We start from the raw sequence: 24899 nt of genomic DNA, 5'->3' as shown, positions 1-24899 counted from the left end.
TTCCTGCCTGCATTCCTGAGCATGATGTTACTGCGCCTTACTTACCCGCCAGACGACGTTGCCCGCATCGTCGGCAATCAGTACGCCGCCCTGTTTATCCATCGCCAGCCCGACAGGAAGACCGCGAACCTGTTTCTGATCATCAGTCAGGAACCCCGTCACCACAGGTTGCGGCAGCCCCACCGGTTTACCCTTTTCGAATTTCACCCACATCACCTGATAGCCGTTCAGCGGTTTACGGTTCCAGCTGCCGTGCTCGCTGACGAAAGCACCATCGCGATATTGCGGCATGTTTTCGCCGGTATAGAACAGCAATCCAAGGGGCGCGACGTGTGAGCTGATGGCATAATCAGGCTTGATCGCTTTCTCTACCAGATCCGGACGCGGCGGTTTGACCCGTTCATCAACGTGCTGGCCGTAATAGCTGTATGGCCAGCCGTAGAAACCGTGTTCCTGTACCGACGTCATGTAATCCGGCACCAGATCAGAGCCAATTTCATCGCGCTCATTCACCACCGCCCAGAGTTTTCCACTCTGCGGTTCCCATTGCAGGCCGGTCGGATTGCGTAATCCGCTGGCAAAAATGCGGCTGGCCCCGGTTGCAGCATCCACTTCCAGTATCGCCGCACGACGGTCTTCTGCCCCGATGCCATTCTCGGTGATATTACTGTTCGAACCGACGCCGACGTACAGTTTGCTGCCATCCGGACTGGCCAGCAGGGATTTCGTCCAGTGATGGTTAATCGGACCGCCCGGCAACAGCGTCACCACTTCACCAGGCGCGGTAATTTCTGTTTCACCTGTCTGATAGGGATATTTTATCAGGCTGTCAGCACTCGCTATCCACAGCGTATTTCCGGTCAGCTGAATGCCGAAAGGTGAGTTTACCTGCGCAATAAACGTATGTTTCTCCCATTTGCCGCCGGTATTACGCAGCAACGTAATGCGGTTGCCGCCCTCGCCGCCTTTACCTGACGACTTCTGCACTATGCCCATAATCAGCTCTTTCGGACGGAAGATGAGTTTTTTGGCCGGACCATTCGATTCCGCCACCAGCACATCGTTATTGGGCAGCACGTAAACCTGACGGGGATGTTTCAACCCTTCAGCGATTTTCTCGATTTTCAGTCCGTCGGCAACTTTCGGCATTTCGCCGCTTTTCCAGGGAATACCTTCCGGCACTTTCATTGGCGGCATCAGGAAATTCTGCGCTTTTGGCAGTTCAGGATCTGCCCCGGTTTGTTTTTTCGGATCAATTTGCGAACTGTTATCACAGCTGCTGAGCAGCCCGGCAAGCACACAGGCGGACAACAAACGTTGATAATTTTTCATCGTATCGCCCCTCCTGCAACCGGAAGGCGTAATGCCAGCTGGACATTGGCCAGAAGCATAAGCACCACCACCAGCGTTGAAAGAATGACGCCCGCCGGGACAACCGCATAAGCATCACGGCTGTGAATAAAGGCATTGAAAATCGCCAGCACGATTGCCAGCAGGTTCAGCCAAAAGTGCAGTTTACGCGCGCTGTCAGCGATAGATTCAGGACCTGTCCAGACCTGGAACAGATTGATAAGACGAGGAATAACAGCGATGAAAAGCCCCAGTACAATCAACCAGTTCGCCGCATCGGTCCACATGGTGATAAAGGTTTTCATATAGAGAATGTCGAAAATCCAGGCGGCGACAAAAAAACCAAGAGGAATGGGGTTTAACAGTTCGTACAACGCCGTGGCAATTCCACGGCGCGTCGAATTCGAATGCGTTTGCATGTCCTTCTCCTTTGACTAATCCAAAGCTGTCAGCGCCAGAAATGGCGCGACAGCCGACAGGGTTACCTGTAATAGATTAGTAAAGTTGAAGAATGCTGCCGGAATGAATGCCGCTAAGCAGACGGTTTCATCACGAGAAATTTTCCAGAACAGACAGAAACGTATGCCGGTCGCCGTGGCCTTCGGTTAAGCGCACGCGCCCTTCGATGTCGGCAAGATGGTGGTCCATCAGCTGCTGCGCTTTGGTCAGGTCTTTCTCTTTGATGGCCGCCACAATCATTCGGTGATGATCCGCGCCGCAATCGTCCTTATGCTCTTCTTCATACAAAGACATCACCAGTGAGAGCCGCGCGACAATCTTCGCCAGCATTTCGGTCAGCACAGGATTCCCGGCGATTTCCGCCAGCACGATGTGGAATTTGCCGGAAAGCACGGTTTTCGATTTTTCATCGCCATGATGATGGATGTGCTCTTCCTCATCCGCCAGCTTTTCCAGTGCTTCCAGCTGTTCGGAAGTCGCCCTTTCCACCACCAGCTCCAGCAGAAGGGCTTCGATTTTACGCCGTGCTTCAAACAGGTTTCTGGCCTGCTCAATACCGGGTTCTGCGACAAACGTGCCACGATTTCTTTTGCGCTCAAGCAGATGGTCGCTTTCCAGTACGCCCAGCGCGCCACGCACCACCGTGCGGCTGACACCAAAATGTTCGGCAATCGCCTCTTCGAGAATTTTGGTGCCCGGTTTTAACGCACCTTCACCAATCGCCGCCGCCAGCGTGGCACGGATCCGCTCGGAAACATCGTCGTTATTATCGGCCGTACTGGCCGCGACCGGCGCTGTCCTGACGCTTTGCGCGCGCGTTTTCTTCATTGTTGTCTCCAGATTTACGCTCAGTCATATCTTATGCCGGACAAAGGCGCTCCGGTCATTGCGGGTTTAAGTATCTCGTTAAGAATGTTTCTGCGCAAATGCTGAATAAGCTTGTGGCAATATTTGCACAGAAACTCTTAATCCCCAGGCTTCAGGCTAATATTATGCCTTTCTGTTCGCAGATAGCGCGGATATGGCGTGCAGAGTCCTGAATAAACCGCGTCGCAGCATCAAAGCCGTAAGACTGATTTTCATAGGTCGGATAACCGTACTGCGCACTTTCAAATCCTTCCCAGTCCGGGATTTCCCCTGAAGCAACGCGCTTTTCGCCTTCATCAAGCATGGCAAAATAGAGTTCAAGCTCCGTCTATTCAGATCCGGATGACCGGCACGCCAGATCGGATCATCAATCTGAATACACTGGCGCGGATTAGGCTGGCGGCGTTTGTCGTCGGTTGACTGATTAATTTCCAGCGACAGATTCAGGTCAGGATTGGCCTTAGCGAGTATCGGTAAAATCGCCGCAAAATCCACCACACCCTGACCGCAGGCACGGGGCTGGAAATCCAGACCGCCGGGCGCGCGACGACCCAGGCATCTTTAATGTGCGTCTGCCGGATATAAGGCGCCAGCCGCTGCGCCGCCATCACCGGATGCTCACCGCGCTGCAACATATTGGCGGTATCCAGCACAGCGCCGACACAGTCTTCACCCACTCTTTCAATCAGACGCAGGATTTCAAAAGACGTGATTTCGTCATGCGTCTCAATATTCATATGTACGCCATGCGCGCGCGCCACCGGCGCCAGCTTTTGCAGCACGTTGCCCATAGCCTGCAACTGTTCGTCCCAGGTGACATCGGTTCGAAAACGATCGACTGCCAGACGTCCGCGATACTCGCCTTTAAAATTACCGGGTGATACCCACATCTCGCGGCAACCTATCGCTGCGCTGGCTTCGATCATTCGTGTGAAACCCGCAATAATGTCGCCATCGCCAATCGCCCTTAATTCCGGGGCTTCTGCGCTGCAATAAGGATTGATTTTCCCCAGACCACTTTCCAGATAAAGACCTAACTCGTCCGCTTTAGCCCGGATTTCCCGCAGCATTCCCGCATCCAGCGTCGGGCTCATATCCAGTACGGTACTGAAAAATATCCCTTCCAGACCCAGTTCCCTGACATGGTCGAGGCTGCCCAGCGGTCCGCGTTTCTTAACTTCAGGGAGTTTCTGTCCGTCGATGCCTAATTTCATAAATGACTCCGCAGCTTGTGGCTGCCAAAAGAGGAATTAAAGATTCATCGTAGACAGTGCAAATCACATGCCATGACAGAGGGGCACGGCGGGGCAAGCCTAAACAATCTGAAATATCAGACATTTAAAATCAACTCCATATATTCGCAACCACTTTCGAAAGTTATTGCGAATTAAAATAACAACATTCGCACCAAAATGGTTAACACAATGCACCATCATGGCGTAACAGCAGGGTGTTTAAACATACGAATATCATGCTTTATTTTCATAAACATCTGCATGCGCAACTCTAAATTTCTATTTAACGTCTGTTTTTCAACGGGTTGAATTTTAACCTGCCGAGCATATTCGATTCTGGCACGCCGTTTGCTATTTCTTTTTCAAGCACACGACTCAGATTCGGGAAGCCATATGCCAGACATGCAAAACACCACTGAAAGCAAACGCCTGAACGTTCACGGCCTGACTCACAGTTACGGTGGAAAGAACGCCATCAGTGATGTGTCATTTTCAATAGAAGCAGGCGAGATTGTGGCGTTGCTGGGGCCGAGCGGCTGTGGCAAATCCACCGTGCTGAGGGCTATCGCCGGTCTGATCCAGCCGAAGAACGGCAAGATCGTGCTCGGTGATCAGGATCTGGCCGATGTGTCAGCCAGAGGCCGGGGGATCGGTATGGTGTTCCAGAACTATGCGTTATTCCCGCACCTGACTGTTGCCGAGAACATCGCCTATCCGCTGGCCTGTCAGCGGATTTCCCGTGCCGCCCGTAAGCAGCGTGTGGAAGAAATGCTGTCACTGGTCAGGCTGAATGATTTCGGCAACCGGCTGCCGCGCGAACTATCCGGCGGACAGCAACAGCGTGTCGCCGTCGCCCGTGCTATCGCCGGTCGTCCTTCACTTCTGCTGCTCGATGAGCCGTTTGGCGCGCTGGATCGTGCATTGCGTTTCGATCTTCAGGTGGAGCTGTTGCATCTGCAAAAAACGCTCGGCATCACCACGTTGATCGTCACTCACGATCAGGAAGAAGCGCAAAGTCTGGCAAACCGTCTGGTGCTGATGAACAAAGGCAACGTCGAACAAATTGATACGCCGATGACCGTGTATGACCGTCCGAAGACACTGTTCGTGAACACTTTCATCGGGCAGGCCAATTTGCTGCACGGTACGGTGCTGCGTTTTGAACTCGACACCACCGTCATCGGCCTGGCGGATAACCGGCAGCTTCGCCTGCCGCGCCGTCTGAATTTCACTCTGGGTTCTCGGGTCACCATCACCTTCCGTCCGGAAGAAGTGCGTTTATCCGCGCTGCCGGGTGAAAACACCCAACCCGCACGGATGACCGTCTCGGTGCCGCTCGGCCCCTCGCTGGTTCACGACCTGATTCTGGAAGACGGGACCAGCCTGCGCGCGTCCGAAGTCAGAGGTCCGTCGACGTTCATCCCTGAACCAGGGTCACAACTTTTCGCAGAAATCGATACCGCAAGGTGTCATGCCTTTCCGGCTGAACCGGAATTCATCAGTGAATAAACAGAGGTGAGCTTTATGAAAGACTTTGAAATCAGTCGTCGCCGGTTCGGTTATCTCATGGCAGGTGTTGCAGCCTCCACAATGCTGCCTTTTCCGTTACGTGCTGCGAGTGCATCTACCGGCGGCAGTGCAGTCGCGGCCACCTTCCCCGGAAACTGGGAAGATGCCTATCGCAACGTTCTTACACCGGTGCTGAAAAAACAAGGCTTTGACCTGACCATCGCACCAGCCATGGCACAGGATCAGCTGGCTAAAATCATGGCCAGCTCAGGGAATCCGCCTTATGACACCTTGCTGATGTCGCCGGGGCAAATGACGATTGCGGTTCAGAACGATCTTATCCAGAAAATTGACCCGTCCAGACTGAAAAACTGGGACCTGCTCGATCCGTCCTTCCAGGGCGAATACGGCCCGACCGTAACCGTGGAAGTGAACGGTATCGCCTATAACCCGGATCTGGTGCCGCGACCAAAAGGGTATCGCGATTTGTTTGAAAATCCGGCTTACAAAGGGCTGGTGTCGTGGACCGGTTTTGCCTCGAATACCGCCGTGATGGCCTACACCGAAATCGCCAAAATTTACGGCAATGGGCCAGCGGATATGGCCGCCGTGTTTAAGCTTTTCAAGGAACATCCTGAGCAACTCAAAGGCGTGGTGGACAGCACCAACCATCAGATGACGCTGTTCCAGCAGGGCGAAATCGCGGTGTTCATGTGCAGCACCAGCAACGTGGCGCGCCTGAAAAGCCTTGGCCTGAATGCGGAATTCGTGCATCCGGAAACCGGCTCTCCGGCCGCGCCGGTCAATATTCATCTGACCAAAGGCAGCAAAAATCTCGACGCCGCCTACGCCTATATGGATGCCGCCATTTCCCAGTCTGCACAGCAGCAACTGGAACAGCCGCCGACCGAGATGTTCCCGACCAACAAAAACGTGGCACTGACCCCGGCGATTTCCGCCTATGTCACCCGCGAACAGCTTAAAACCCTGGTCTATCCGGACTGGGCAGAAATTAACAAAAACCGTGATGACTGGATCCGCCAGTTCGACACACTGGTTGCAGGCTGAGGTGGAATGATGAAGCAGAGCGGCTTCCCTTACGTCGTACCGATGTTATTACTTTCCGTGGCATTTTTTGCGACGCCACTCGCCGTGCTGGTCGGTTTCAGCTTTACCGGCAACGGCGGAATGACGCTGGATCATTACGCCCGTTTCTTCGGGGATGCGTTTAATTTCCGCGTACTGGTCAACACTGCGCGGCTCGGTATCGAAACGGTTATCGGCACCACTCTGCTGGGCATTCCGATTGCCCTGCTTTACTGGCATGGCGGACGCAATCTGCGGCAGATCCTGATTTTCCTGACCCTCATTCCGATGCTGACCAGCAACGTGGTGCGCACGTTTGCCTGGATTGTGATCCTAGGGCGTCAGGGGCCGATCAGCGAGGCGCTGATGGCGATGGGCATTACCGGTATGCCGGTCAGCCTGATGTTTACCGAACTCGGGCTGGTAATGGCGATGTGTCAGATTGATCTGCCACTGATCATTTTGCCGCTGATTGCCATTCTCTCCCGCACGCCGTATCAGCTTACCGAAGCGGCGCAGGTATCAGGTGCCGGGCCGTGGCGCATTCTGGTGACCGTGCTGCTGCCGCTGATGTTGCCGGGTCTGCTGGCGGGCTGGATCCTGGTTTTTGCCAGCACCAGCAGCTCTTTCGTCACTCAGGCGGTGATCGGCGGCGCGCGAAATGTATACGTCCCGCAGCTGATTTACCGTGAAGTCGGTACGCTATTCGACTGGCCGCTGGCCTCGGCCATCGCCGTGGTTCTGTTGCTCTCCACGGGCTGCCTGCTGGTTGCGCTCACCATGATTTCACGCCACAGGAGACTGGTCGGTCATGCTTAAAACACGAGAAAACCCGCTTCCGGCGCTGCTCTACAAACTGTTCGTGTATGGCTTCGGCACGCTGTGCGTCATCTATCTGGTGGCACCGATTGTCATCGCGCTGATGATGTCGTTTACCTCCGGCCAGACGCTGAAATACCCGCCGCAGGGTTTTTCCCTGCGCTGGTACGAAGCATTGCTGGATCCGGTGCGTTCGGCCACTGAACAGACCGCAGCGTGGAACTCGCTGAAAATCGCCGGTCTGGCCGTGCTTGGTGCCTTGCTGTTCGCGGTTCCCGCCACTATCGGCATGACCCGTATGAAGCGCCGCAGCGTCAGCACTATCGAACCGCTGCTGCTCGCGCCGCTGGTGTTGCCGAGTCTGGTTTACGGGCTGGCGGCGCTGATTGTGGCGAACTTCATCGGCTTTCAGCCGTCGCTATGGCTTACGGTGATCGGGCATGTAGTGGTATTTGGCCCGCTGATGTACCGCGCGGCGTCGGTAGTTGCGCAAGGGATCAACCCTTCGCTGGCAGAAGCCTCTACCACCATGGGCGCCAGCTGGTTTATGACGCTGCGCCGCGTCACGTTACCGCTGTTGCTGCCGGGGATACTGGCCGGCGCGTTTCTGGTGTTTATCCAGTCGCTCGACAACGTGTCGGTTTCGCTGTTCCTTGCGGATGCCAAAACCACGGTACTGCCTCTGCGCATGTTTGCGCTGATTGAAGAATCGCTGGATGTGCGTGTGGCGGCTATTTCCGGGATCCTCATCGCCGTCACATTACTCGGCCTGCTGGTTGCCCGTCGGGTTCTGGCACCGCGTCCTGCCGCTGAAAACTCATAACTCACTGACTCTTTTTTTGATGTAAGGAAGACCCTATGAACACTCATGCGACGATGGCCAACGGCTCCCGCATCGGACAGTTGCTGGCGGATTTTCAGCCAGATTTCGATTTCACCGCCCCGCTTCCTCTGCCAGTGGAAGAGTTTGAAGAACGTCTGCGTAAAATCCGCCGTCAGGCGGTCGAAGCCGGACACGATGCTATCGTGGTTCACGCCGGCAGCGTCGGCTGGTTCCATGCGTCGAATGCGTATCTGCGTTATATCTGCGACTGGATGCGCGAAGGTGTGTTGATCATCCCCACGGATTCGCATCAGCCGCTGGTATTGCTCTCGTTCTTCACACAATCCGTGCTGCTGCCGCCGGGTGGCGAACCGGTGCTGGTGGATGAAATCTGGCAAATCGGGCCCATCGGGCGCGAGTACGCCGACCGTCCTGGCGATTCAGTGATTAAAACAGCGGAGAAATGTGCGCAGGTACTTGCCCGTTTCGCACTGACCGCTGCGCAGATTGGCATAATCGGTGACCGTACATCCCTGACCTTCTGGGCGGCACTCGGATCGCTAACGCCAAAATGCAAATACTTGGCCGATAACGCCATTCTGGATCGTCTGCAAAAAGTCCGTTCACCGCGTGAGATTGCGTTATTTCGTGGCGCAGCGCAGATGATCAGCCTCGGGACACAGGCCGCCTACCATGTCGCCAGACCGGGTGTGACAGATCATGAAATTTACGCGGCGTTTTCTTTTGCTCAGCTGGCAGCCGGAGGCGAAACCGGCGACGGGTATCAGATTGGTATCAACGAGTTTGGCACGCATTGCGGCAAACCTTACGGCCATGTTGTCCGTCCGGGCGATCTGATCAATTTGTATATTTCCAACGTGACATGCCGGGGTTATACCGCGCAAACGGCCAGAATGATTGCGGTCGGCGACATCACACCGCATCAGGAAGACGTACTCGCCGCCTGTACCGAAGGTGTGAAACAGGCAGAAAAGCTGATCCGTCCGGGTGCATTAATGCGTGATATCAACAATGCCGCCTTCGTTCCGATGATTGAGCGCGGCATGTTGACCTCACCGGAGGCGCGGACCATGCCTTATAACTGGGCACCGATGCCGGATGGCAACGCACGGCTGATACCGCATCAGTATGTGCAGGATATCGACTGGGAAGCACAGGGGCGCAAGCTGATGCATGTTTATCCGGCGACGCATGGCCCGCACAATCCCAATCTCGGGCATTCCGTCGGCATGGCCGGTGCGCAGAACAGCTTTAATATTTCGTCGCATAATTACGACACACTGGAAGAAGGCATGGTGTTTGTCCTGCATACTCAGTGGCTTGAGCCGCTGTCCGCAGGTTGTAATATCGGTGATTGTTACGTTGTCACTAAAGACGGTTTTGAAAATCTGAGCCGCCACACGCCACTTGAAACCCATCGCGTTACGGCAGGAAACTGATATGACCCGACCTTCTTCGCACACTCATTTTGATTTTGCACAGCTGACGGAACGTGAGCGGTACAAAATCCTGATCGGCACGGTGATCCCACGTCCTGTCGCGCTGGTCACGACCGTCAGTCAGGACGGCGTGCCGAATGCCGGGCCCTTCAGCTTTTTCAATGTCCTGACGCATGACCCTGCGATTGTGGCGATAGGCGTAGAAAATTATGCCGATATGCGCTTTAAAGATACCGCGCGCAATATCCGTGAAACCGGCGAATTTACGGTTCATATCGTCGATGATGCGCTGGTCAGTCAGATGGAAATCTGTGCCATTAAATTCGGACCGGAGGTAGATGAACTTAAAGAAGCGGGGCTGGATACCACGCCGGGGCTGATGGTCAGAAGTCCCCGTATTCTCGCAGCACCGGCGGCGCTGGAATGCCGTCGTCACACCACACTTCAGGTGGGACCGGCGCGTGAAATTATTCTCGGTGAAGTGCTTGGTGTGTACGTCCGCAGCGATGCGGTTGACCCGTCGAATCTGCACATCGACCAGCAGATAATGGATGCTATCGGAAGAATGGGCGGTCACACTTACACCCGCACACGTGACCAGTTTGATGTCAAAACGCTGACGCCGGAGGAATGGGCCGCACGGGGATTATAACGTCAGATATCGAAATCATTCATTCGTGGTATGCCAGCGGGGAAGTTGTCGTAGATCCCGCTGATATAGGTCCCTTCTCTGAAAATGACGACTTCATCCACCCTGACCGGATGCGAACAGACTGCGCAGATAATAGCATTCACCTGTTCAGCGAAAGGTGTATTTGCGCTGGCGACGAAGCGGTCTGAGCCGCATTGTTCGCAGACAATCCTGATATCTGGCATGTGACGGGTCCGGCAATAAGAATAAATATTTAAGTTAAATATAGCATAATTAGATAATTCTCATTGTCCATAGTAAAACTCAGGGTTTTCAAACGGAAAGTGGCTTTTTTTCGTTAACTGGTCAGAAATCCCACAAAAAAAAAGCCCGCACGACGGCGGGCAATCACAGACAGACACAAGGATTAAATGCAGTGGTTATCTGTAGCGTGGTACAGATGAATCAATCATAGCTTCCTTTACATTGTCCGCGAGGCGACTTTGCTTGCGTGATGAAAAATAGGAATAATCCGCAGATTGCTCCCTTCAAACCACGACGTCACCGGCAGACGCCGGTGACTTTTTCTGTCATCGCAGCGAATGAAAACTACAACGTACCGGTGCCGCCGTCAGAGCACCAGACCTGCCCCGAGGCATAGCTGCTTTCCTGCGAAGCCAGCGTCACATACATACCCGCGATTTCCGCCGGTTGTCCCGGACGCTTCAGCGGAGCCTGTTCACCGAACGATTCGACCTTTTCCTGAGGCTGACCGCCGCAAACCTGCAACGCCGTCCAGTACGGGCCCGGCGCAACTGAATTCACGCGGATGCCCTCAGGCGCCAGTTGTTTAGCCAGACCTTTAGTGAACGCCACGATAGACGCCTTGGTCTGAGAATAATCGAGCAGATTATCGCTTGGTAAAAATGCCTGAACCGAGGAGGTATTGATAATCGAACCGCCGCGAGGGATAAATTCCAGCGCTGCTTTGGTTATCCAGAACATGGCATAAACGTTGGTTTTAAAGGTGGCATCAAACGCTTCGGTCGTCAGATCTTTAATAGAATCGCAGAACTGCTGGCGACCGGCATTATTGACCAGCAAATCCAGGCCGCCGAGTTTTTCTGCAGCGTCGTTCACCAGTTGCTGACAGAATTTTTCATCACGGATATCGCCGGGAAGCGTCACCACTTTCAGCCCTTCACCTGCAAGCAATTCAACTACTTCTTTCGCATCAGGTTCTTCGTCAGGCAGATAATTGATCGCCACCTGCGCCCCTTCTCTGGCGAACGCAATCGCCACTGCGCGGCCTATGCCGGAGTCACCGCCAGTGATCAGCGCTTTACGCCCTTTCAGCCGCCCGCTGCCTTTATAGGTCTTCTCGCCGTGATCGGGAACCGGCTTCATTTTGCTGGCGAGTCCGGGAAACGGTTGTTTCTGGCGTTCGAACGGCGGTGTCGGGAAAGCGTCCACATGTGGCGCATTGAGTGAGTCGGGAATCATTTTTTGATTGCTCATCAACATTCCTTATTTGAAAAATGAGTGAACTATAAGGCTAGAAGAAATTTCGACGGGCGTTTGCACTAACGGACAGTTCTGAAATCATTTGCATTTCGACACAAAAAAACGCCCCGTCATCAGGACACTTTCTCGTTATTATCCTGTCCTACAGAAAAAGCACAGGCTTTGGCTTTATGACTCATACAATGGACTGGCAGCATATCACCGAGGCACGCATTAAGTTGATGGTTTTAAACGGGATAATCTATGCGTCATTTTAAAATTGTTATGTTATCTGCTCTGGTTGTTTCTTCAGTGTTACCTCTGGCCAATACGGCGTTTGCCGCGTCAAACTCGCATGAAATCAAATCGTTCTACGATGATTCCAAACTGTATGCGATTGGCGACCAGGTTCCGGCGCTGTACCGCACCAAGCCTTACGAAATCGTCGGCTGGCAGGAACGTCATTTGCCTGCCCCGGATGCAGGCAGCCACTGGACTTATATCGGCGGCAGCTACGCGCTGATCACCGATACCGACGGCAAAATCCTCAAAGCCGAAAACGGTGATATTTACTTCCAGTGATCCGCAAGTAAACGACTCTGCGAATTGCAAAGATAAGGGCCTGAAGAGATTCAGGCCTTTTTTCTTTCCTGCGAAGGCGTCAGGCCAAAGACCTGCTTATAGGATGTGGTGAAATGATTACTGTTGGAGAACCCGCACATAAAAGCGATATCTGTAATGGACGTTTCGGTATTTTTAATTTTCACCCTTGCAGAAACCAGCCGTAATCTTTTCAGGTAATTTTCCGGCGTCATGCCCGTGGTTTCCTTAATGCGCCGGAACAGCGTTCGTTGGGTCAGCAAAAATTCATCCGCCACATCTGTCCAGTTAATCTCGGTGAAACAGTGTTCCTGCAGATAACCAAGCATACGGTGCAGTTTGTATTGGGTATGATTGCGATCCCCGGTTTCCTGCTGATTCACAAGATTCATGATCAGTTGAAAAAAAAGGCCCTCCTGTTGTAACGCCTGAGGATCCTGTTCCCGGTTATGGGCAAACATTTGACCGACAAGACCGCGACAATGATTTTTGACGTCAGGCAACAGCCAGCCGTAATGGCTGCCTTCGCTGGCTGAAAAGCGGGACAATAAACTTTCCGTATTGGTCAGATAATTGAACTGAGTTTGCGGGTTGATAAGCACATTAATCAGTTTCAGCGTGCCCAGCTCATCATAGAAATGGTAGTCATTGTCCCTGACAAAAAAAACGTCCCCTTCCTGAATAAAAATAGGTTTGCCATTGATCACGTGCAGGCCGTGCCCGCTATCCACGATCACCAGTTCGTTGAAATCATGACAATGCTCACTGTTATTATCTTCCGGGTCACTGGAATAGACCGAAAGTTTCTCATCAGCAGACGGAAAATAGGCTTCAACTCTGAGCTTCTCCATAGGGCACGTTATCTCTTTTCGTTAACATATCCGGGCAGGCAGCCAACATAAATTATTGCCTTCAGGGCGGCGAATCTGTTTTCGGAATTTGTGATCATTACCTTAACTACCCCACTCTGGCTGCCATCCCTGCCCTCTGGCTGGCAATCTCAGAATAGCTGGCCGCTCCCGCCGGGTGCACACTGATTGCCACCACAATATCGATCAGGAATCAGGCATGTCCCAGGGAATTCAAAAAAACAGCGAAGTGATTTTTCAGCGCAACACCCACTTTCTTTCTACCGCAGCCAGCCTCGTACCTGCGTTGCAACAGCATCGCTGTCCGGCGTTAAGTCTGGTAAATGCTGTCCCCGATGCCTCGCAGATCCACGGCTGGCGCACCGATTCCTGCGGTACGCCGGCCGGACTGGCAAACCGGGAATTCGGTCCGGGGGAAGAAATCGTTGTCGATTTAGGAACGCATTGCGTCGGTTACTTCAGCCTGCGCTGTGAGGCCGCCGGAAGCCCGCCTGACGCCCCGGCCCATCTGCAATTCATTTTTGGTGAAACACCTGCGGAAATCGCCGAACCCTTCAGTGACTATGATGGCTGGCTTAGCAGTAGCTGGTTGCAACAGGAAGATCTCTATCTGGATGTGTTGCCCGCGCATGTCCGTTTGCCCCGCCGCTATTGCTGCCGCTACGTCAAAATTAAAGTGATATCGACCTCTGCTAAATTTTCGCTGCGCCTTAGCGACATTCATCTCATGACGGTGACGTCAGCAGATCCCTCCGCACTTGAAAATCTGAACCATCCGGATGCCCTGCTGGGTCAGATCGATCAGGTCAGCGTACTTACCTTACGTAATTGTATGCAGGAGGTGTTTGAAGACGGCCCAAAACGTGACCGCAGGTTATGGCTGGGTGATTTACGGTTGCAGGCGCTGGTCAATTACCAGACCTACGGCCAGAACGATCTGGTCAGGCGCTGCCTGTATTTGTTCGCAGGAGTGACCCGTGAAGATGGCATGGTTTCATCGAACTTGTTTATGAAACCCGAGATCATCGCAGACGATACTTTTTTACTTGATTACGCCCTCTTTTTTGTCGCAACGCTCGCCGACTACATAGAGGCAACGGACGACCTGACGACCCAGAATGACCTCTGGCCAACCGCAGTACGGCAGATGGAACTAGCTCTTGAGCGTGTCGGCAAAAATGGCATTCTGCACGACAGCGAAGACTGGTGGGCATTTATCGACTGGCATGAATCACTGAATAAACAAGCGCCTGCACAGGGCGTGCTGATTTACTGCCTTAAAAAAGGGCGGGAACTGGCGCAGCGATGTGATCACCCCCGTGTCGCCTGGTTGGATCAGCAAATCGGACGTCTGGATGCGGCGGCCAGAAATGAACTGTGGGACGAAGAAAAAGGCTTTTTTGTCAGCGGCACTCAGGCGCAAATCTCCTGTGCCTCTCAGGTCTGGCTGGTGCTGGCTGGTGTGGGGGAAGAGGAATTTCGTGCCCGCATCATGGCGAATCTGCTGACCACACCACCGGAGACCGGCATGAATACCCCCTACATGATGCACCATTTCATTGATGCACTGATAAGCGTAGGGCAGACAAGCCGCGCAGTGCAGGAAATAAAAAAATATTGGGGCGGCATGGTTCAGGCCGGTGCGGATACGTTCTGGGAATTATATGACCCGAAACGCCCTGACTTTTCTCCGTATGGCAGCAAACTGATTAACAGCTACTGTCATGCATGGAGCTGTACCCCCGCTTATTTCATTCGCAAATACGGGTTATAACGTTTTAAAAAATAACAATAACCTCCACCCTGAAGAGAATAAACCATGCAAAACACAACATTTTCCCTGTGGCGGCAACGCCTGGGATATGGGATCGCAGATTTGTCCTGTAACCTCGTCTGGCAAATGATCTCGCTCTATCTGATGTTCTTCTATACCGACATTATGGGATTGCCCGCCTACTACGCCGGACTGATGTTTTTAGTCACGCGGCTGGTGGATGGTGTCGCCGATGTCCTGATGGGACTGGTGATCGACAACACTTATACCCGCTGGGGACGCTGCCGTCCTTATCTGCTGATTGGCGCAGTGCCCTTTGGGTTGTTATGCGTGATGGCATTTTATGTCCCGGATTTCGGTCTGACAGGCAAACTCTGGTATGCATTCCTGACCTATCTGTGCCTCTCATTCCTTTACACGCTGGTGAATATCCCCTTCTGCGCCATGCTGCCTTTTATCACCAATGATTCGAGAGAACGCACCACACTTTCAGCGGTGCGTATTGTCATGGGATCGCTTGGCTCAACCATTGTGGCCGTCGCCACCCTGCCGCTGGTTCATTCGCTCGGCAACGGCAATCAGCAGTCCGGCTTCCTGTATACCGCGATGATCTTCGGCGGGATTGCCATCTTTTTCCTGCTACTGAGCTTTGCCAACGTCAAAGAAAGCATCAACGTGCATAACGAAAGAATGACCCTTAGCCGGGCGTGGACCAGTCTGCGACATAACCGTCCGTGGTTTGTTTTTGCCGTTAATATTTTCCTGATGTGGGGCGCTTTCTTTTTCCAGACTGGCGCGCTGGTCTATTTCTTTAATTATTATGTCGGTGATCCAAATATCACTGCTATTGCTGCAGGTATTTCAACCTTTGTTCCGTTATTAGGCACATTAACCGTGCCCTTTATGGCAGCGAGAATGAAAAAGCGGCACGTTTATTTATTATCCTGCGCGATTAACTTAGCCGGCATGATAGTTATGATATTTTCCGGCAGCGCCATTACAGGCTTACTTGCAGGGGCAACAATATTATCAATTGGTGCGGGGCAACGCACGGCGATCTATTTTTCAATGCAGGCTGATCCTGTCGATTATGGCGAATGGAAAACCGGTATTAACACCGCAGGCATATTGACCTCCATTAATGGATTCCTCGGTAAGGTGGCTATGGCTGGCGCAGGCGCAATCAGCGGCATCCTGCTCTCTGCGGGCGGGTATGTCGCTAACCATGCGCAAAACCCGCAGGCACTTTTGGCCATCAAAGCCTGTTATCTGTATATCCCTGCTGCCCTTATTCTCTGCTCAATGTTCTGGATAGGGTGTTATTACCGGCTCGATGATAATTATGAGAAAATTAAATCCGAACTGGATAAAAGAAAAACTGAAAACGACAATAATTCCGGACGAAAGGTAGCACCACAAACAGTTAATAACCTTTAAAATAAAAATAAACTGCCCTTTCAACAATAACCTCAAATAACAATAAAGGTTCGCTATGCGTTTAACGACAATTTACGCAGGAATGTCATGTCTTTTTATCGGCATGGCATCGCCGGCAATCAGTTTCGCAGCCGGAAATACGTTAACGGTAGAACAGCGTCTGGCTTTGCTGGAGCAACGATTAAATCAGGCTGAAAATGATGCCAGACAGGCGAAGTTACGCGCCACAAAGGCTGAACAGCAAACCCGTGATGCCGATGCCCGTGCCAGGATGGCGGAAAACCGGGTGCAACAACTGGAAAACCGCACGTCAGCCGTTGAGGCACAAACTGCGGAAACGGGCAAAAAAATTGACGATACCGCTCTGGTGTCCGCAAAGACCAACCCCGCAGACAATGGATTTGAATTCTCCGGTTACGCGCGGTCGGGCATGTTAATCAACAGTAACGGACGGGGTGCCCGCGGTGGACCGGGCGTGTCTCCGGCCAGCTCTATTGGCGGCGATGCCCATGTCGGGCGTCTGGGTAATGAAAAAGATAATTACGTAGAATTAAGTTTTATCAAACATCTTCAGTTTGATGATGGCTCGAAAGCACGGTTTAAAACCATGTTGGCCGACGGGGCAAACAATCCCGATCCGTGGGTTCAGGATAACGACAGCCATCATCTGAATGTGCGTCAGCTTTATGTCGAAATGGCGGATTTACCCAGTTTTGGCGGGCCGGTTAAAAACGCCACTCTCTGGGCAGGCAAAAGGTTCGACCGGGATAATTTTGATATCCACTTCACCGACAGCGACATCATGTTCCTCGGCGGCACCGGTGGCGGGATTAATGACGTGCAATGGACACCGCACTTCAAAAACGATTTCTCCCTTTATGCCCGCAATTTTGGCGATCTTGGCAGTGACCGCTATAACGACAACGATGTGCAAAACGTCATGCTTACCGCTAACAGTTTCTATGATAACTGGCAACTGATGCTGACCGGCATGGCGGCGCAGGGTAACGATGAGCTGAAAGACAACACCTCCACCACCGGCAGTTACGCGCTGCGCAGTGACAACACCGCGCAACATGGGTATTACGCGATGCTGGCTTATCATGATAAAGAGCGGTTCTATGGTGTATTGCCGGGCAGCTCAGAAAGTGCATTACAGTTCGGTCACGGTCTTGGTGCAGAAGCACGGCAACCGGGCAGCGATGGAGATCTGACCCGTGATGCCATGTCAGTCAGGTTCGCGTCTTACGGTATTCTGCCGGTGTCGAAAAACTGGGAAATCGCGCCGTCAGTAATTGCACAACACAGTGAGGATCGTTACCGCAATGGCGACCGTTATGACTGGGCAACATTCAACCTTCGTGCCTCCCAGGCCATCACGCAGAACTTCGCGCTGCTTTATGAAGCCTCGTGGCAATATATGGATCTCAATCCTAACGGCAGAACCTACAACAATGACGGAGATATTGATGCGTATCAGGCTGTAAAAGGAGATTTCTACAAACTGACCTTTGCTCCGACATTCAAGGTCGGCGACGTGTTCGATATCAAAGCGCGCCCTGAAATTCGTTTCTTTGTCACCTACATGAACTGGGATAAAGAATTGGATCGTTATGCGGTGAACGATGATTTTGGCAGTGCAGGCTTCACCGCAGGCGGAAACTGGAACTTCGGGGTGCAAACTGAGATCTGGTTCTGATGAAGATTCCCCGTGAATCCCACTTTTGAAAGTATTAAATAGCGGAAATATCAGACAAATAGTCATATCATTATGCGTGAACAGGGATGGTTCATGCAGTGTTCAACGCCAGACCGCCGGACGAACAACGCGAACTGTCAAAATCATCAATGAGCATTTGGCTCTCTTCTCTCCGGGGCTCCCATGAGCGACTCGCAGCAACGCCATCCCGTGCGCAAGCACCCCATGAAACTCAGCACATCGGTCATTCTGATGGTCAGCGCGGTGATAGCTTCCGTGTTGCTGGTCGTGCATATGCTGTATTTTGTGCAGGTCAGCGATACCACCCGCGACGGCGTGAAAGATAAAGCACTGGCCGTGGCCCGCACCATGGCGGATCTGCCGGAAACCAAACGCGCCCTGCTTCTGCCGCCTGACAGCAATATCATTCAGCCGATCGCCAGCTCCGTCCAAAAACGTAACGATCTGCTGTTTATCGTAGTCACCAATATGGACGGCATCCGTTATTCGCATCCGAATGCGGATGTGATCAATCATCATTTTATCGGCGATGACATCAATCCGGCACTGCTCGGCAAAGAGAACGTCTCGATCAATAAAGGCACGCTTGATGAAGCGCTGCGGGTTTTCACGCCGGTCTATGACAACAATCACAAACAAATCGGCGTGGTCGCCATCGGGATTTCGCTGGTCAAAGTCACCGAGCAAATCAACAAGAGCCGCTGGAGTATTCTGTGGACGGTGCTGTTCGGCATCATTGTCGGCGCACTTGGCACGTATTGTCTGGTGAGAATGCTCAAACGCATCCTGTTCGGGCTGGAACCTTATGAAATTTCGACGCTGTTCGAACAGCGTCAGGCGATGTTGCAGTCGATCAAAGAAGGCATAATCGCCGTAGACGATCTGGCGCATGTCACGCTGATTAACCAGACTGCCCGGCAAATATTTCAGGAAACCGCTAAAGACGTGACACCGGATGAAAGCACTCTGCCGCTGATCGCCAATCTGCGGGACGTGGTGAATACCGGTGTGCCGCGCCGTGACGAAGAGATCAATTTCAAAGGCCGTTTACTGCTCAGCAACACGGTGCCGGTACGCAACAACGGCGTGATTATTGGCGCTATCTGTACCTTCAGGGATAAAACCGAGGTCAGCCAGTTAATGCAGCGTCTGAGCGGCATGGTAAACTATGCCGATTCGTTGCGTGAAAGATCGCATGAATTTATGAACAAGCTGCACGTGATCCTCGGATTGCTGCATATGAAAAGTTACGCGCAACTTGAGGATTACATCCTCAAAACGGCCAATAATTATCAGGCGGAAATCGGTTCCCTGCTGTTGAAAATTAAATCTCCGGTGATTGCCGGTTTCCTGCTGAGCAAAATTAACCGCGCGTCTGATACCCGGCATTTGCTGACGCTCAGCGATGACAGCCTGTTGCCGGACAACAATAATGAAGATCAGGTGGCTGCGCTGATCACCGTGCTCGGCAATCTGATTGAAAACGCACTGGACGCACTCGGTGAGCAGCCTGATGGTGAAGTCAGCGTGTTGCTGCATTATCAGAACGGACAGCTGGCGTGCATCGTGAGTGACGATGGTCCGGGCATTCAGCCGGAAAATATTGAATCCATTTTTGAAAAAGGGGTGTCGTCAAAAGGCTATCAACGCGGTATGGGCCTGTTCCTGGCTAAACAGCAGGTCGAAAGCCTGGGCGGTTCGATTAATGTCGAATCAGAGCCTGACGTTTACACCCAATTTTTTGTACAACTTCCCTGGGATGCGGAGAGGACAAGTTCTTGATCAATGTGCTGATAGTTGACGACGACGCCATGGTAGCAGAGCTGAACCGCTGTTATGTTGGCCAGATAGAAGGTTTTACGTGCTGCGGTACGGCATCGACGCTGCAACAGGCGAAAGATCTGGTTCTGAATTCAGAGCTGTCTATCGATCTGATTCTGCTCGACGTTTATATGCAGCAGGACAACGGGCTGGATTTACTGCCTGAACTGCGCAATGCCCGCCGGCCAATCGACGTGATTGTGATTTCCTCAGCCGCTGATGCGGAAACCATCAAGAAGTCGCTGAATTATGGCGTGGTGGATTATCTGATAAAACCGTTCCAGTTCTCCCGTTTTGAGGAAGCACTGACCGGCTGGCAGCAGAAAAAAACGCTGATGGATAATCAGCAGTATTACGAGCAGTCTGACGTTGACCGGTTGATCCACGGAAGTAATCCTGCCGCTGCGGACACCAAAAAGCTGCCGAAAGGTTTAACGCCGCAGACATTGCGCACGTTGTGTCAGTGGATTGATGCTCATCCGACCATGGAATTCTCCACGGATGAACTGGCCAGTTCGGTGAATATTTCGCGGGTATCGTGCCGTAAATACCTGATCTGGCTGGCGCAGATGAACATTCTCTTTACCAGCATTCACTACGGTGTCACCGGCCGCCCGGTTTACCGCTACCGTTTGCAGGCCGATCACTATTCGCTGTTAAAACAGTATTGTCAGTAAATCGTGATCCGGTAACTGTCATCCAGCGGCGTGAAGGTAAACTGCCGCTGCGATGACAAAATAATCTGCCCGTCGCGGGTGACAAAAATCGCCTCGATGTGCGGGATCTGCTTCAGATACGCCAGACTTTTCTCCACGCCCATTCCGTATAGCAACGTTGTCCAGATATCCCCGTCTATCGAATCTTCTGAAATAATGGTTACGCTGAGCAGTTCGTTATCCAGCGGATAGCCGGTTTTCGGATCGAGAATATGGTGATAACAGTGACCCTCCAGCTCGAAATAACGTTCGTAAATACCAGACGTCACGACCGATTTACCGATAACGTTGATTACCCCAATCAGCGTATCCGGCTCGGAAAACGGTTTTTTCAGGCCAATTGCCCACGCCCCTTCTGCACCGGCACCCAGCGTCTGTACGTTCCCGCCCAGATTGATTAACGCGTTCTCAACCTGCTGTTCACGCAGATAATCACGCACCACATCGGCGATATAACCTTTAGCAATCGCGCCGAGGTCAATTTCCATTCCTGCCTGTTGCAGAAACACCGAACGGGTTTGTTCATCGAGGATCACATCTTCGGGATTTGTCAACGCAAGTAACGTCTGGAGATCCTGAGCTGCCGGAATGCTGTGACCGCTAAAGCCGATTTTCCAGCACTTAACCAGCGGGCCGATAGTGAAATTGAAATTGCTGTCTGGCAGGCAACTGATGGCTTTAGCGCGACGGATTAACTCAAACACCGGTGGGCTGACAGTGACAGGGTCACGTCCGGCGGCATGATTAATCGCCATGATATCGGAATGCGGGCGATTCACCGTGAAGGTGTTTTCCTGATGTTTAATCAGCCTGAAAACGCCAGACGCCAGACTCTCGTTATGTTCAAACAGCTTGAGAAGAATGGGCGAACCCATCAAAACAGTGGAATAAGCATAAACACGATCGTCTGGCGTCATTGTATTACCTTGATGATAAACGGTTACCGCATCGCGAATTTCGCGGCGTTTTGTCCTGCAAGGATACCGAAGATAATGATATCTGCAACGGCGTTACCGCCGATACGGTTACCGCCGTGGATCCCGCCGACCACTTCACCCGCCGCAAATGCGCCACCAAGCACCTGTTGCTGCGCATCGAGCACGCAGGTGTCGGTGTTGATGGTCACGCCGCCCATGGTGTGATGTACGCCCGGCGCGATACGGATTGCATAGAATGGCCCCTGATTGATTGGGTGGCGCAGCGCGGTGCGGCGACCAAACTCCACGTCATCCTGCTTATCAACGGCCACGTTATAGCTTTCCAGCGTCGCCAGGAAAGCGTCTGAGTTCATCTCCAGTTTTGCCGCCAGTTCGCGTGGCGAATTGCCGCTGATCACAAAGCCTTTGGCGATGTATTCATCAGCCGCTTTGTTGTTCAGACGCACCTGCTCATCAAACACCACGTAAGCAAATTTCTCCGGCAACGCGATAATGTTCGCCGAGACTTTGTCGCGGGTTTCCATTTCATTGAAGAAGCGTTTGCCTGCTTGGCTGACCAGAATCGCACCGCCGCCGCGAATGGCTTCTGAAATCAGGTAAGACGTCGTCTGTTCCACGGTCGGGTGGATCTGGATTTCACCCATATCGACCGTGCCAGCGCCGATATCTTGCAAAATAGCGATACCGCTGCCGGTCGCGCCTTTGTGGTTGGTGGTGACGAAACCGTCCAGCTCTGGGCGGTATTTCACAACCATATCGCGGTTGGCGCTGAAACCGCCGGTAGCGACAATGACGCTTTTGGCGTTAACCACCAGCACTTCGTTTTCATCATTGAGCAAATTCACGCCCTGCACCGCGCCATCGGCATAACGGATTTCAGTGACAGAAGTGTCGAGCATGACGTCGATATTGCGTTTGTTGAGATTCTTCACCAGGCCGCTGATCAGGAAGCCGCCAACTGCGCTGCGATCCGCCGGACGGTGCGTACGGTCGATACTCATCCCGCCGGTAATGGTGATGTCGCTCAGTTCAATATTGTGCTCAGCCAGCCATTCCACCGCCTGCGGCGCACGTTCGATGAACTCTTTCAGCAACACAGTATTGTTTTTGAACTGGCCGCCTTTCAGGGTTTCCTGATAGAACAGCTCTTTGCTGTCTTCGATGCCTTTCAGTTTCTGGTAGCGGGTTTCTGCGGCGTTCATACCAACCGACGCTTTAATGGTGTTACCGCCAATGGTAGACATTTTCTCAACAATCAGGACTTTCGCCCCTTCGTCACACGCCTGAATTGCCGCCGCCAGACCTGCGCCGCCGCTGCCCACCACTACAACGTCGTAGTTTTGTGGCTCATTCAGACTGCCGCCCTCTTCCAGTAACTGAGCCTTGCACGATTTAGCGATCGCTTTGGATACCGCTTTTTTCACCGCTTCGCTCTGTTCGGTCGCGCCGGTCACCGCATCAACGTGCGGGCTGTTGGCGTCCAGAATACGGGTACGGATAATTTCAAAACTGGTGGTGAATTCCACATCCAGATCCGCACCTGCTTCCAGCGCGATATCCGCAATGCGGTCGGTTTCCAGACTGACGCTGATCGCCAGTTCGTGTGCAGGATCCTGCACTTTTTCCTGGAACACACCGGCTTTAAATTTCTTCGACGTCATGCTCATGTCGCGGATCATCGCGTCCACCAGCGAGAAACGCCACAGCGGCTCAGGAATGGTCAGCGCTTCGCGTTGTGTGCTGTCGATGAACAGATCGAGTTTCTGATCGGCGGCGATACGGTCAGCCCAGTCCGGATAGGCGATACACGCTTTACCGATAGCAATCATGTCGTAGCCGTGTTCCAGCGCCATATCCGCATCGGATTTATTGACGATGCCGCCCACGCCCATCACCGGAATTTTTGCCAGTGTGTCGGAACGCATTGCGACGTATTTGTCGATCAGCGGTGTCGGATCCGTGGTATCGACAATGGAAGGACGCAGCGAGTAACCGAGGGAGAAATGCAGATAATCCAGACCCCGCGCTGCCAGTTGTTCCAGCAGGTACATAGTGTCGGCAAAACGGATACCCGGTTCTTCCAGCTCTTCCGGAGAGAAACGGTAACCAATAATGAAAGAGTCGTCGGCGTATTTCTTCGCCATTTCATGCGTAATGTCCAGCACTGCCAGCGGGAAACGTGCGCGGTTTTCACGGCTGCCGCCCCATTTGTCGTCACGCTGGTTGGAATTCGGAGAGAAGAATTGCTGGATAAGATAGGTATTGGCACCGTGGATTTCTACGCCGTCGAAACCGGCTTCAATGGCACGACGCACGCCTTCACCAAATTTGGCGATCATGCCGTCGACTTCTTCTGCGGTCAGCGCGACAGGTGTGGCTGCACCTTCACGCGGTGCTGCTAATGCACTTGGCGCGACAGGCTGCTGGCCGCCAATCAGTTTTGGCTCACTCATGCGGCCGCCGTGATAAATCTGCAGAACGGCTTTTGAACCCTGAGATTTCACTGCGGCAGCGATTTTCGCCAGTCCGTCGATTTTAGCGTCGTTGTCGATACCGATGGCGCCCGGGAATGCCAGGCCTTTGTCATCTACAAAACAGCATTCAACAATCACCGTACCGATGCTGCCGGCGCGAGCACGGTAGTATTCGACCAGTTCGCTGGTGACGGTGCCGTCATAAAAACCGGTGCAGGTGGTCATTGGCGCCATCAGAATGCGATTTTTCAGCACAGTGCCATTCGGTAAAGTAAACGGGCTCAATAGCAGATCGTTGTTGCTCATAATAGTGACTCCAAACTTTAAGGTTTTAAATCTGAATTCGTCACCGGCGCGCTATTTTTGTGAAGCGTGTTGAAATGTTTATTTATTATTAGTTGTATTATTTCAAAGCCGGAATCATGCTTATTAATATAGTTTTATTTTTACTTTCTAAACCTCTAACATTAGTTAATTAACTATTTATCTATTAACTTAATGCCTGTTATATTAAAAATATGTTAACTAACAAATTAAATAATCACATTCCTGTAAACTACGGGCGTAATTGTATTTAACTGATGAGAATATTATTACATCCTGCCGCCCTTATCCTCCGGCAGATCATGAAGTTCAGCCGCTGACAAGTGGCGCATGAAAGCCTGAAGACAACCTGCGGATGTAGCTCAACACTGTGAATGCCTCTCATTTGCCCTACTCCGTTTTTGCTGATCTACTCCCCGAACACTTCCAGAATACTGCCCGCAAACGATGTCGCCCTCCTGTCTCGCCATAATTAATCAGATAA

General features: G+C 52.4%; 22 protein-coding genes. 12 read left to right on the top strand and 10 right to left on the bottom strand.

Features of this window, described 5'->3' with window-relative positions:
• Positions 1-27: 27 nt before the first annotated feature.
• The 5 genes from UC15_RS00610 to UC15_RS00595 form a co-directional block, all read right to left on the bottom strand.
• Complete coding sequence (locus UC15_RS00610; protein WP_112286636.1) at positions 28-1332, bottom strand: sorbosone dehydrogenase family protein; 1305 nt, start codon at positions 1330-1332, stop codon at positions 28-30.
• Entirely contained in the window at positions 1329-1769 is a 441-nt protein-coding gene (locus tag UC15_RS00605) for a DUF2231 domain-containing protein (protein WP_112286635.1), read from the bottom strand. The genes UC15_RS00610 and UC15_RS00605 overlap by 4 nt, the downstream gene beginning before the upstream one ends.
• Before the next feature lie 130 nt (positions 1770-1899).
• Entirely contained in the window at positions 1900-2637 is a 738-nt protein-coding gene (locus tag UC15_RS00600; protein WP_112286634.1) for a GntR family transcriptional regulator, read from the bottom strand.
• Positions 2638-2788: 151 nt separating this feature from the next.
• Complete coding sequence (locus UC15_RS25825; RefSeq protein ID WP_232829782.1) at positions 2789-2980, bottom strand: hypothetical protein; 192 nt, start codon at positions 2978-2980, stop codon at positions 2789-2791.
• 139 nt (positions 2981-3119) lie between these two features.
• Positions 3120-3890, bottom strand: coding sequence for a sugar phosphate isomerase/epimerase family protein (locus UC15_RS00595; protein WP_232829781.1), 771 nt, complete (start codon positions 3888-3890; stop codon positions 3120-3122).
• A gap of 414 nt (positions 3891-4304) precedes the next feature.
• Between UC15_RS00595 and UC15_RS00590 the strand changes: the two genes are divergently transcribed.
• Genes UC15_RS00590 through UC15_RS00565 form a run of 6 tightly spaced genes read left to right on the top strand, consistent with a single transcriptional unit; the run spans position 4305 to position 10260 of the window.
• Positions 4305-5420, top strand: a complete 1116-nt coding sequence (locus UC15_RS00590) for an ABC transporter ATP-binding protein (protein WP_112286633.1) — start codon at positions 4305-4307, stop codon at positions 5418-5420.
• Between the two features lie 15 nt (positions 5421-5435).
• Complete coding sequence (locus UC15_RS00585; protein ID WP_112286632.1) at positions 5436-6488, top strand: PotD/PotF family extracellular solute-binding protein; 1053 nt, start codon at positions 5436-5438, stop codon at positions 6486-6488.
• 6 nt (positions 6489-6494) lie between these two features.
• A complete protein-coding gene (locus tag UC15_RS00580; protein ID WP_181955523.1) occupies positions 6495-7325 on the top strand; it encodes an ABC transporter permease in 831 nt (276 codons plus the stop codon).
• The gene (locus UC15_RS00575) at positions 7318-8148 is read left to right on the top strand and encodes an ABC transporter permease (RefSeq protein ID WP_112286631.1); all 831 of its coding nucleotides are present in this window, start codon (positions 7318-7320) and stop codon (positions 8146-8148) included. The genes UC15_RS00580 and UC15_RS00575 overlap by 8 nt, the downstream gene beginning before the upstream one ends.
• A gap of 35 nt (positions 8149-8183) precedes the next feature.
• A complete protein-coding gene (locus UC15_RS00570; RefSeq protein WP_112286630.1) occupies positions 8184-9608 on the top strand; it encodes a M24 family metallopeptidase in 1425 nt (474 codons plus the stop codon).
• A gap of 1 nt (position 9609) precedes the next feature.
• Positions 9610-10260 carry a flavin reductase family protein gene (locus UC15_RS00565; RefSeq protein WP_112286629.1) on the top strand — a complete coding sequence of 217 codons (651 nt, stop codon included), beginning with the start codon at positions 9610-9612 and terminating at the stop codon, positions 10258-10260.
• A 2-nt stretch (positions 10261-10262) separates the two neighbouring features.
• Here UC15_RS00565 and UC15_RS00560 read toward each other — a convergent pair whose 3' ends face one another.
• Positions 10263-10484, bottom strand: a complete 222-nt coding sequence (locus UC15_RS00560; protein WP_112286628.1) for a hypothetical protein — start codon at positions 10482-10484, stop codon at positions 10263-10265.
• A 364-nt stretch (positions 10485-10848) separates the two neighbouring features.
• Positions 10849-11757, bottom strand: a complete 909-nt coding sequence (locus UC15_RS00555) for an SDR family oxidoreductase (protein WP_112286627.1) — start codon at positions 11755-11757, stop codon at positions 10849-10851.
• A 249-nt stretch (positions 11758-12006) separates the two neighbouring features.
• On the opposite strand from UC15_RS00555, the gene UC15_RS00550 reads away from it, so the two are divergent.
• Positions 12007-12324 (top strand): RcnB family protein, encoded by a 318-nt coding sequence (locus tag UC15_RS00550; protein ID WP_112286626.1) that lies wholly within the window; start codon positions 12007-12009, stop codon positions 12322-12324.
• Positions 12325-12374: 50 nt separating this feature from the next.
• On the opposite strand, the gene UC15_RS00545 is transcribed toward UC15_RS00550, so the two are convergent.
• Complete coding sequence (locus UC15_RS00545; protein WP_112286625.1) at positions 12375-13193, bottom strand: helix-turn-helix domain-containing protein; 819 nt, start codon at positions 13191-13193, stop codon at positions 12375-12377.
• Between the two features lie 217 nt (positions 13194-13410).
• Here UC15_RS00545 and UC15_RS00540 point away from each other — a divergent pair, with 217 nt between their 5' ends.
• The 5 genes from UC15_RS00540 to dcuR all read left to right on the top strand — a co-directional run bounded on the left by UC15_RS00540 (position 13411) and on the right by dcuR (position 20640).
• Positions 13411-14985: a family 78 glycoside hydrolase catalytic domain gene (locus tag UC15_RS00540; protein WP_112286624.1), complete on the top strand. Its 1575-nt coding sequence runs from the start codon at positions 13411-13413 to the stop codon at positions 14983-14985.
• A 45-nt stretch (positions 14986-15030) separates the two neighbouring features.
• Positions 15031-16422, top strand: a complete 1392-nt coding sequence (locus UC15_RS00535) for an MFS transporter (protein WP_112286623.1) — start codon at positions 15031-15033, stop codon at positions 16420-16422.
• Between the two features lie 55 nt (positions 16423-16477).
• The gene (locus UC15_RS00530) at positions 16478-18121 is read left to right on the top strand and encodes a carbohydrate porin (RefSeq protein ID WP_112286622.1); all 1644 of its coding nucleotides are present in this window, start codon (positions 16478-16480) and stop codon (positions 18119-18121) included.
• A gap of 183 nt (positions 18122-18304) precedes the next feature.
• On the top strand, positions 18305-19924 hold the full coding sequence (locus UC15_RS00525) for a sensor histidine kinase (protein WP_112286621.1): 1620 nt from the start codon (positions 18305-18307) through the stop codon (positions 19922-19924).
• Positions 19921-20640 carry a two-component system response regulator DcuR gene (gene dcuR, locus UC15_RS00520; protein WP_112286620.1) on the top strand — a complete coding sequence of 240 codons (720 nt, stop codon included), beginning with the start codon at positions 19921-19923 and terminating at the stop codon, positions 20638-20640. The genes UC15_RS00525 and dcuR overlap by 4 nt, the downstream gene beginning before the upstream one ends.
• Here dcuR and UC15_RS00515 read toward each other — a convergent pair.
• The gene (locus tag UC15_RS00515) at positions 20634-21596 is read right to left on the bottom strand and encodes an FAD:protein FMN transferase (RefSeq protein ID WP_112286619.1); all 963 of its coding nucleotides are present in this window, start codon (positions 21594-21596) and stop codon (positions 20634-20636) included. The genes dcuR and UC15_RS00515 overlap by 7 nt on opposite strands.
• A gap of 23 nt (positions 21597-21619) precedes the next feature.
• Positions 21620-24397: a flavocytochrome c gene (locus tag UC15_RS00510; protein WP_112286618.1), complete on the bottom strand. Its 2778-nt coding sequence runs from the start codon at positions 24395-24397 to the stop codon at positions 21620-21622.
• Between the last annotated feature and the right edge of the window lie 502 nt (positions 24398-24899).

It is taken from the genome of Rahnella sp. AN3-3W3, from assembly GCF_003263545.1.
GTDB classification, from domain to species: Bacteria; Pseudomonadota; Gammaproteobacteria; order Enterobacterales; family Enterobacteriaceae; genus Rahnella; species Rahnella variigena.
This window is presented reverse-complemented; position numbering and strand designations above follow the sequence as displayed.

Excerpts from the sequence above, each read along its gene's own strand:
- UC15_RS00610 (WP_112286636.1), bottom strand. The coding sequence starts at position 1,332 with ATGAAAAATTATCAACGTTTGTTGTCCGCCTGTGTGCTTGCCGGGCTG.
- UC15_RS00605 (WP_112286635.1), bottom strand. The coding sequence starts at position 1,769 with ATGCAAACGCATTCGAATTCGACGCGCCGTGGAATTGCCACGGCGTTG.
- UC15_RS00600 (WP_112286634.1), bottom strand. The coding sequence starts at position 2,637 with ATGAAGAAAACGCGCGCGCAAAGCGTCAGGACAGCGCCGGTCGCGGCC.
- UC15_RS25825 (WP_232829782.1), bottom strand. The coding sequence starts at position 2,980 with ATGCTTGATGAAGGCGAAAAGCGCGTTGCTTCAGGGGAAATCCCGGAC.
- UC15_RS00595 (WP_232829781.1), bottom strand. The coding sequence starts at position 3,890 with ATGAAATTAGGCATCGACGGACAGAAACTCCCTGAAGTTAAGAAACGC.
- UC15_RS00590 (WP_112286633.1), top strand. The coding sequence starts at position 4,305 with ATGCCAGACATGCAAAACACCACTGAAAGCAAACGCCTGAACGTTCAC.
- UC15_RS00585 (WP_112286632.1), top strand. The coding sequence starts at position 5,436 with ATGAAAGACTTTGAAATCAGTCGTCGCCGGTTCGGTTATCTCATGGCA.
- UC15_RS00580 (WP_181955523.1), top strand. The coding sequence starts at position 6,495 with ATGATGAAGCAGAGCGGCTTCCCTTACGTCGTACCGATGTTATTACTT.
- UC15_RS00575 (WP_112286631.1), top strand. The coding sequence starts at position 7,318 with ATGCTTAAAACACGAGAAAACCCGCTTCCGGCGCTGCTCTACAAACTG.
- UC15_RS00570 (WP_112286630.1), top strand. The coding sequence starts at position 8,184 with ATGAACACTCATGCGACGATGGCCAACGGCTCCCGCATCGGACAGTTG.
- UC15_RS00565 (WP_112286629.1), top strand. The coding sequence starts at position 9,610 with ATGACCCGACCTTCTTCGCACACTCATTTTGATTTTGCACAGCTGACG.
- UC15_RS00560 (WP_112286628.1), bottom strand. The coding sequence starts at position 10,484 with ATGCCAGATATCAGGATTGTCTGCGAACAATGCGGCTCAGACCGCTTC.
- UC15_RS00555 (WP_112286627.1), bottom strand. The coding sequence starts at position 11,757 with ATGAGCAATCAAAAAATGATTCCCGACTCACTCAATGCGCCACATGTG.
- UC15_RS00550 (WP_112286626.1), top strand. The coding sequence starts at position 12,007 with ATGCGTCATTTTAAAATTGTTATGTTATCTGCTCTGGTTGTTTCTTCA.
- UC15_RS00545 (WP_112286625.1), bottom strand. The coding sequence starts at position 13,193 with ATGGAGAAGCTCAGAGTTGAAGCCTATTTTCCGTCTGCTGATGAGAAA.
- UC15_RS00540 (WP_112286624.1), top strand. The coding sequence starts at position 13,411 with ATGTCCCAGGGAATTCAAAAAAACAGCGAAGTGATTTTTCAGCGCAAC.
- UC15_RS00535 (WP_112286623.1), top strand. The coding sequence starts at position 15,031 with ATGCAAAACACAACATTTTCCCTGTGGCGGCAACGCCTGGGATATGGG.
- UC15_RS00530 (WP_112286622.1), top strand. The coding sequence starts at position 16,478 with ATGCGTTTAACGACAATTTACGCAGGAATGTCATGTCTTTTTATCGGC.
- UC15_RS00525 (WP_112286621.1), top strand. The coding sequence starts at position 18,305 with ATGAGCGACTCGCAGCAACGCCATCCCGTGCGCAAGCACCCCATGAAA.
- UC15_RS00515 (WP_112286619.1), bottom strand. The coding sequence starts at position 21,596 with ATGACGCCAGACGATCGTGTTTATGCTTATTCCACTGTTTTGATGGGT.
- UC15_RS00510 (WP_112286618.1), bottom strand. The coding sequence starts at position 24,397 with ATGAGCAACAACGATCTGCTATTGAGCCCGTTTACTTTACCGAATGGC.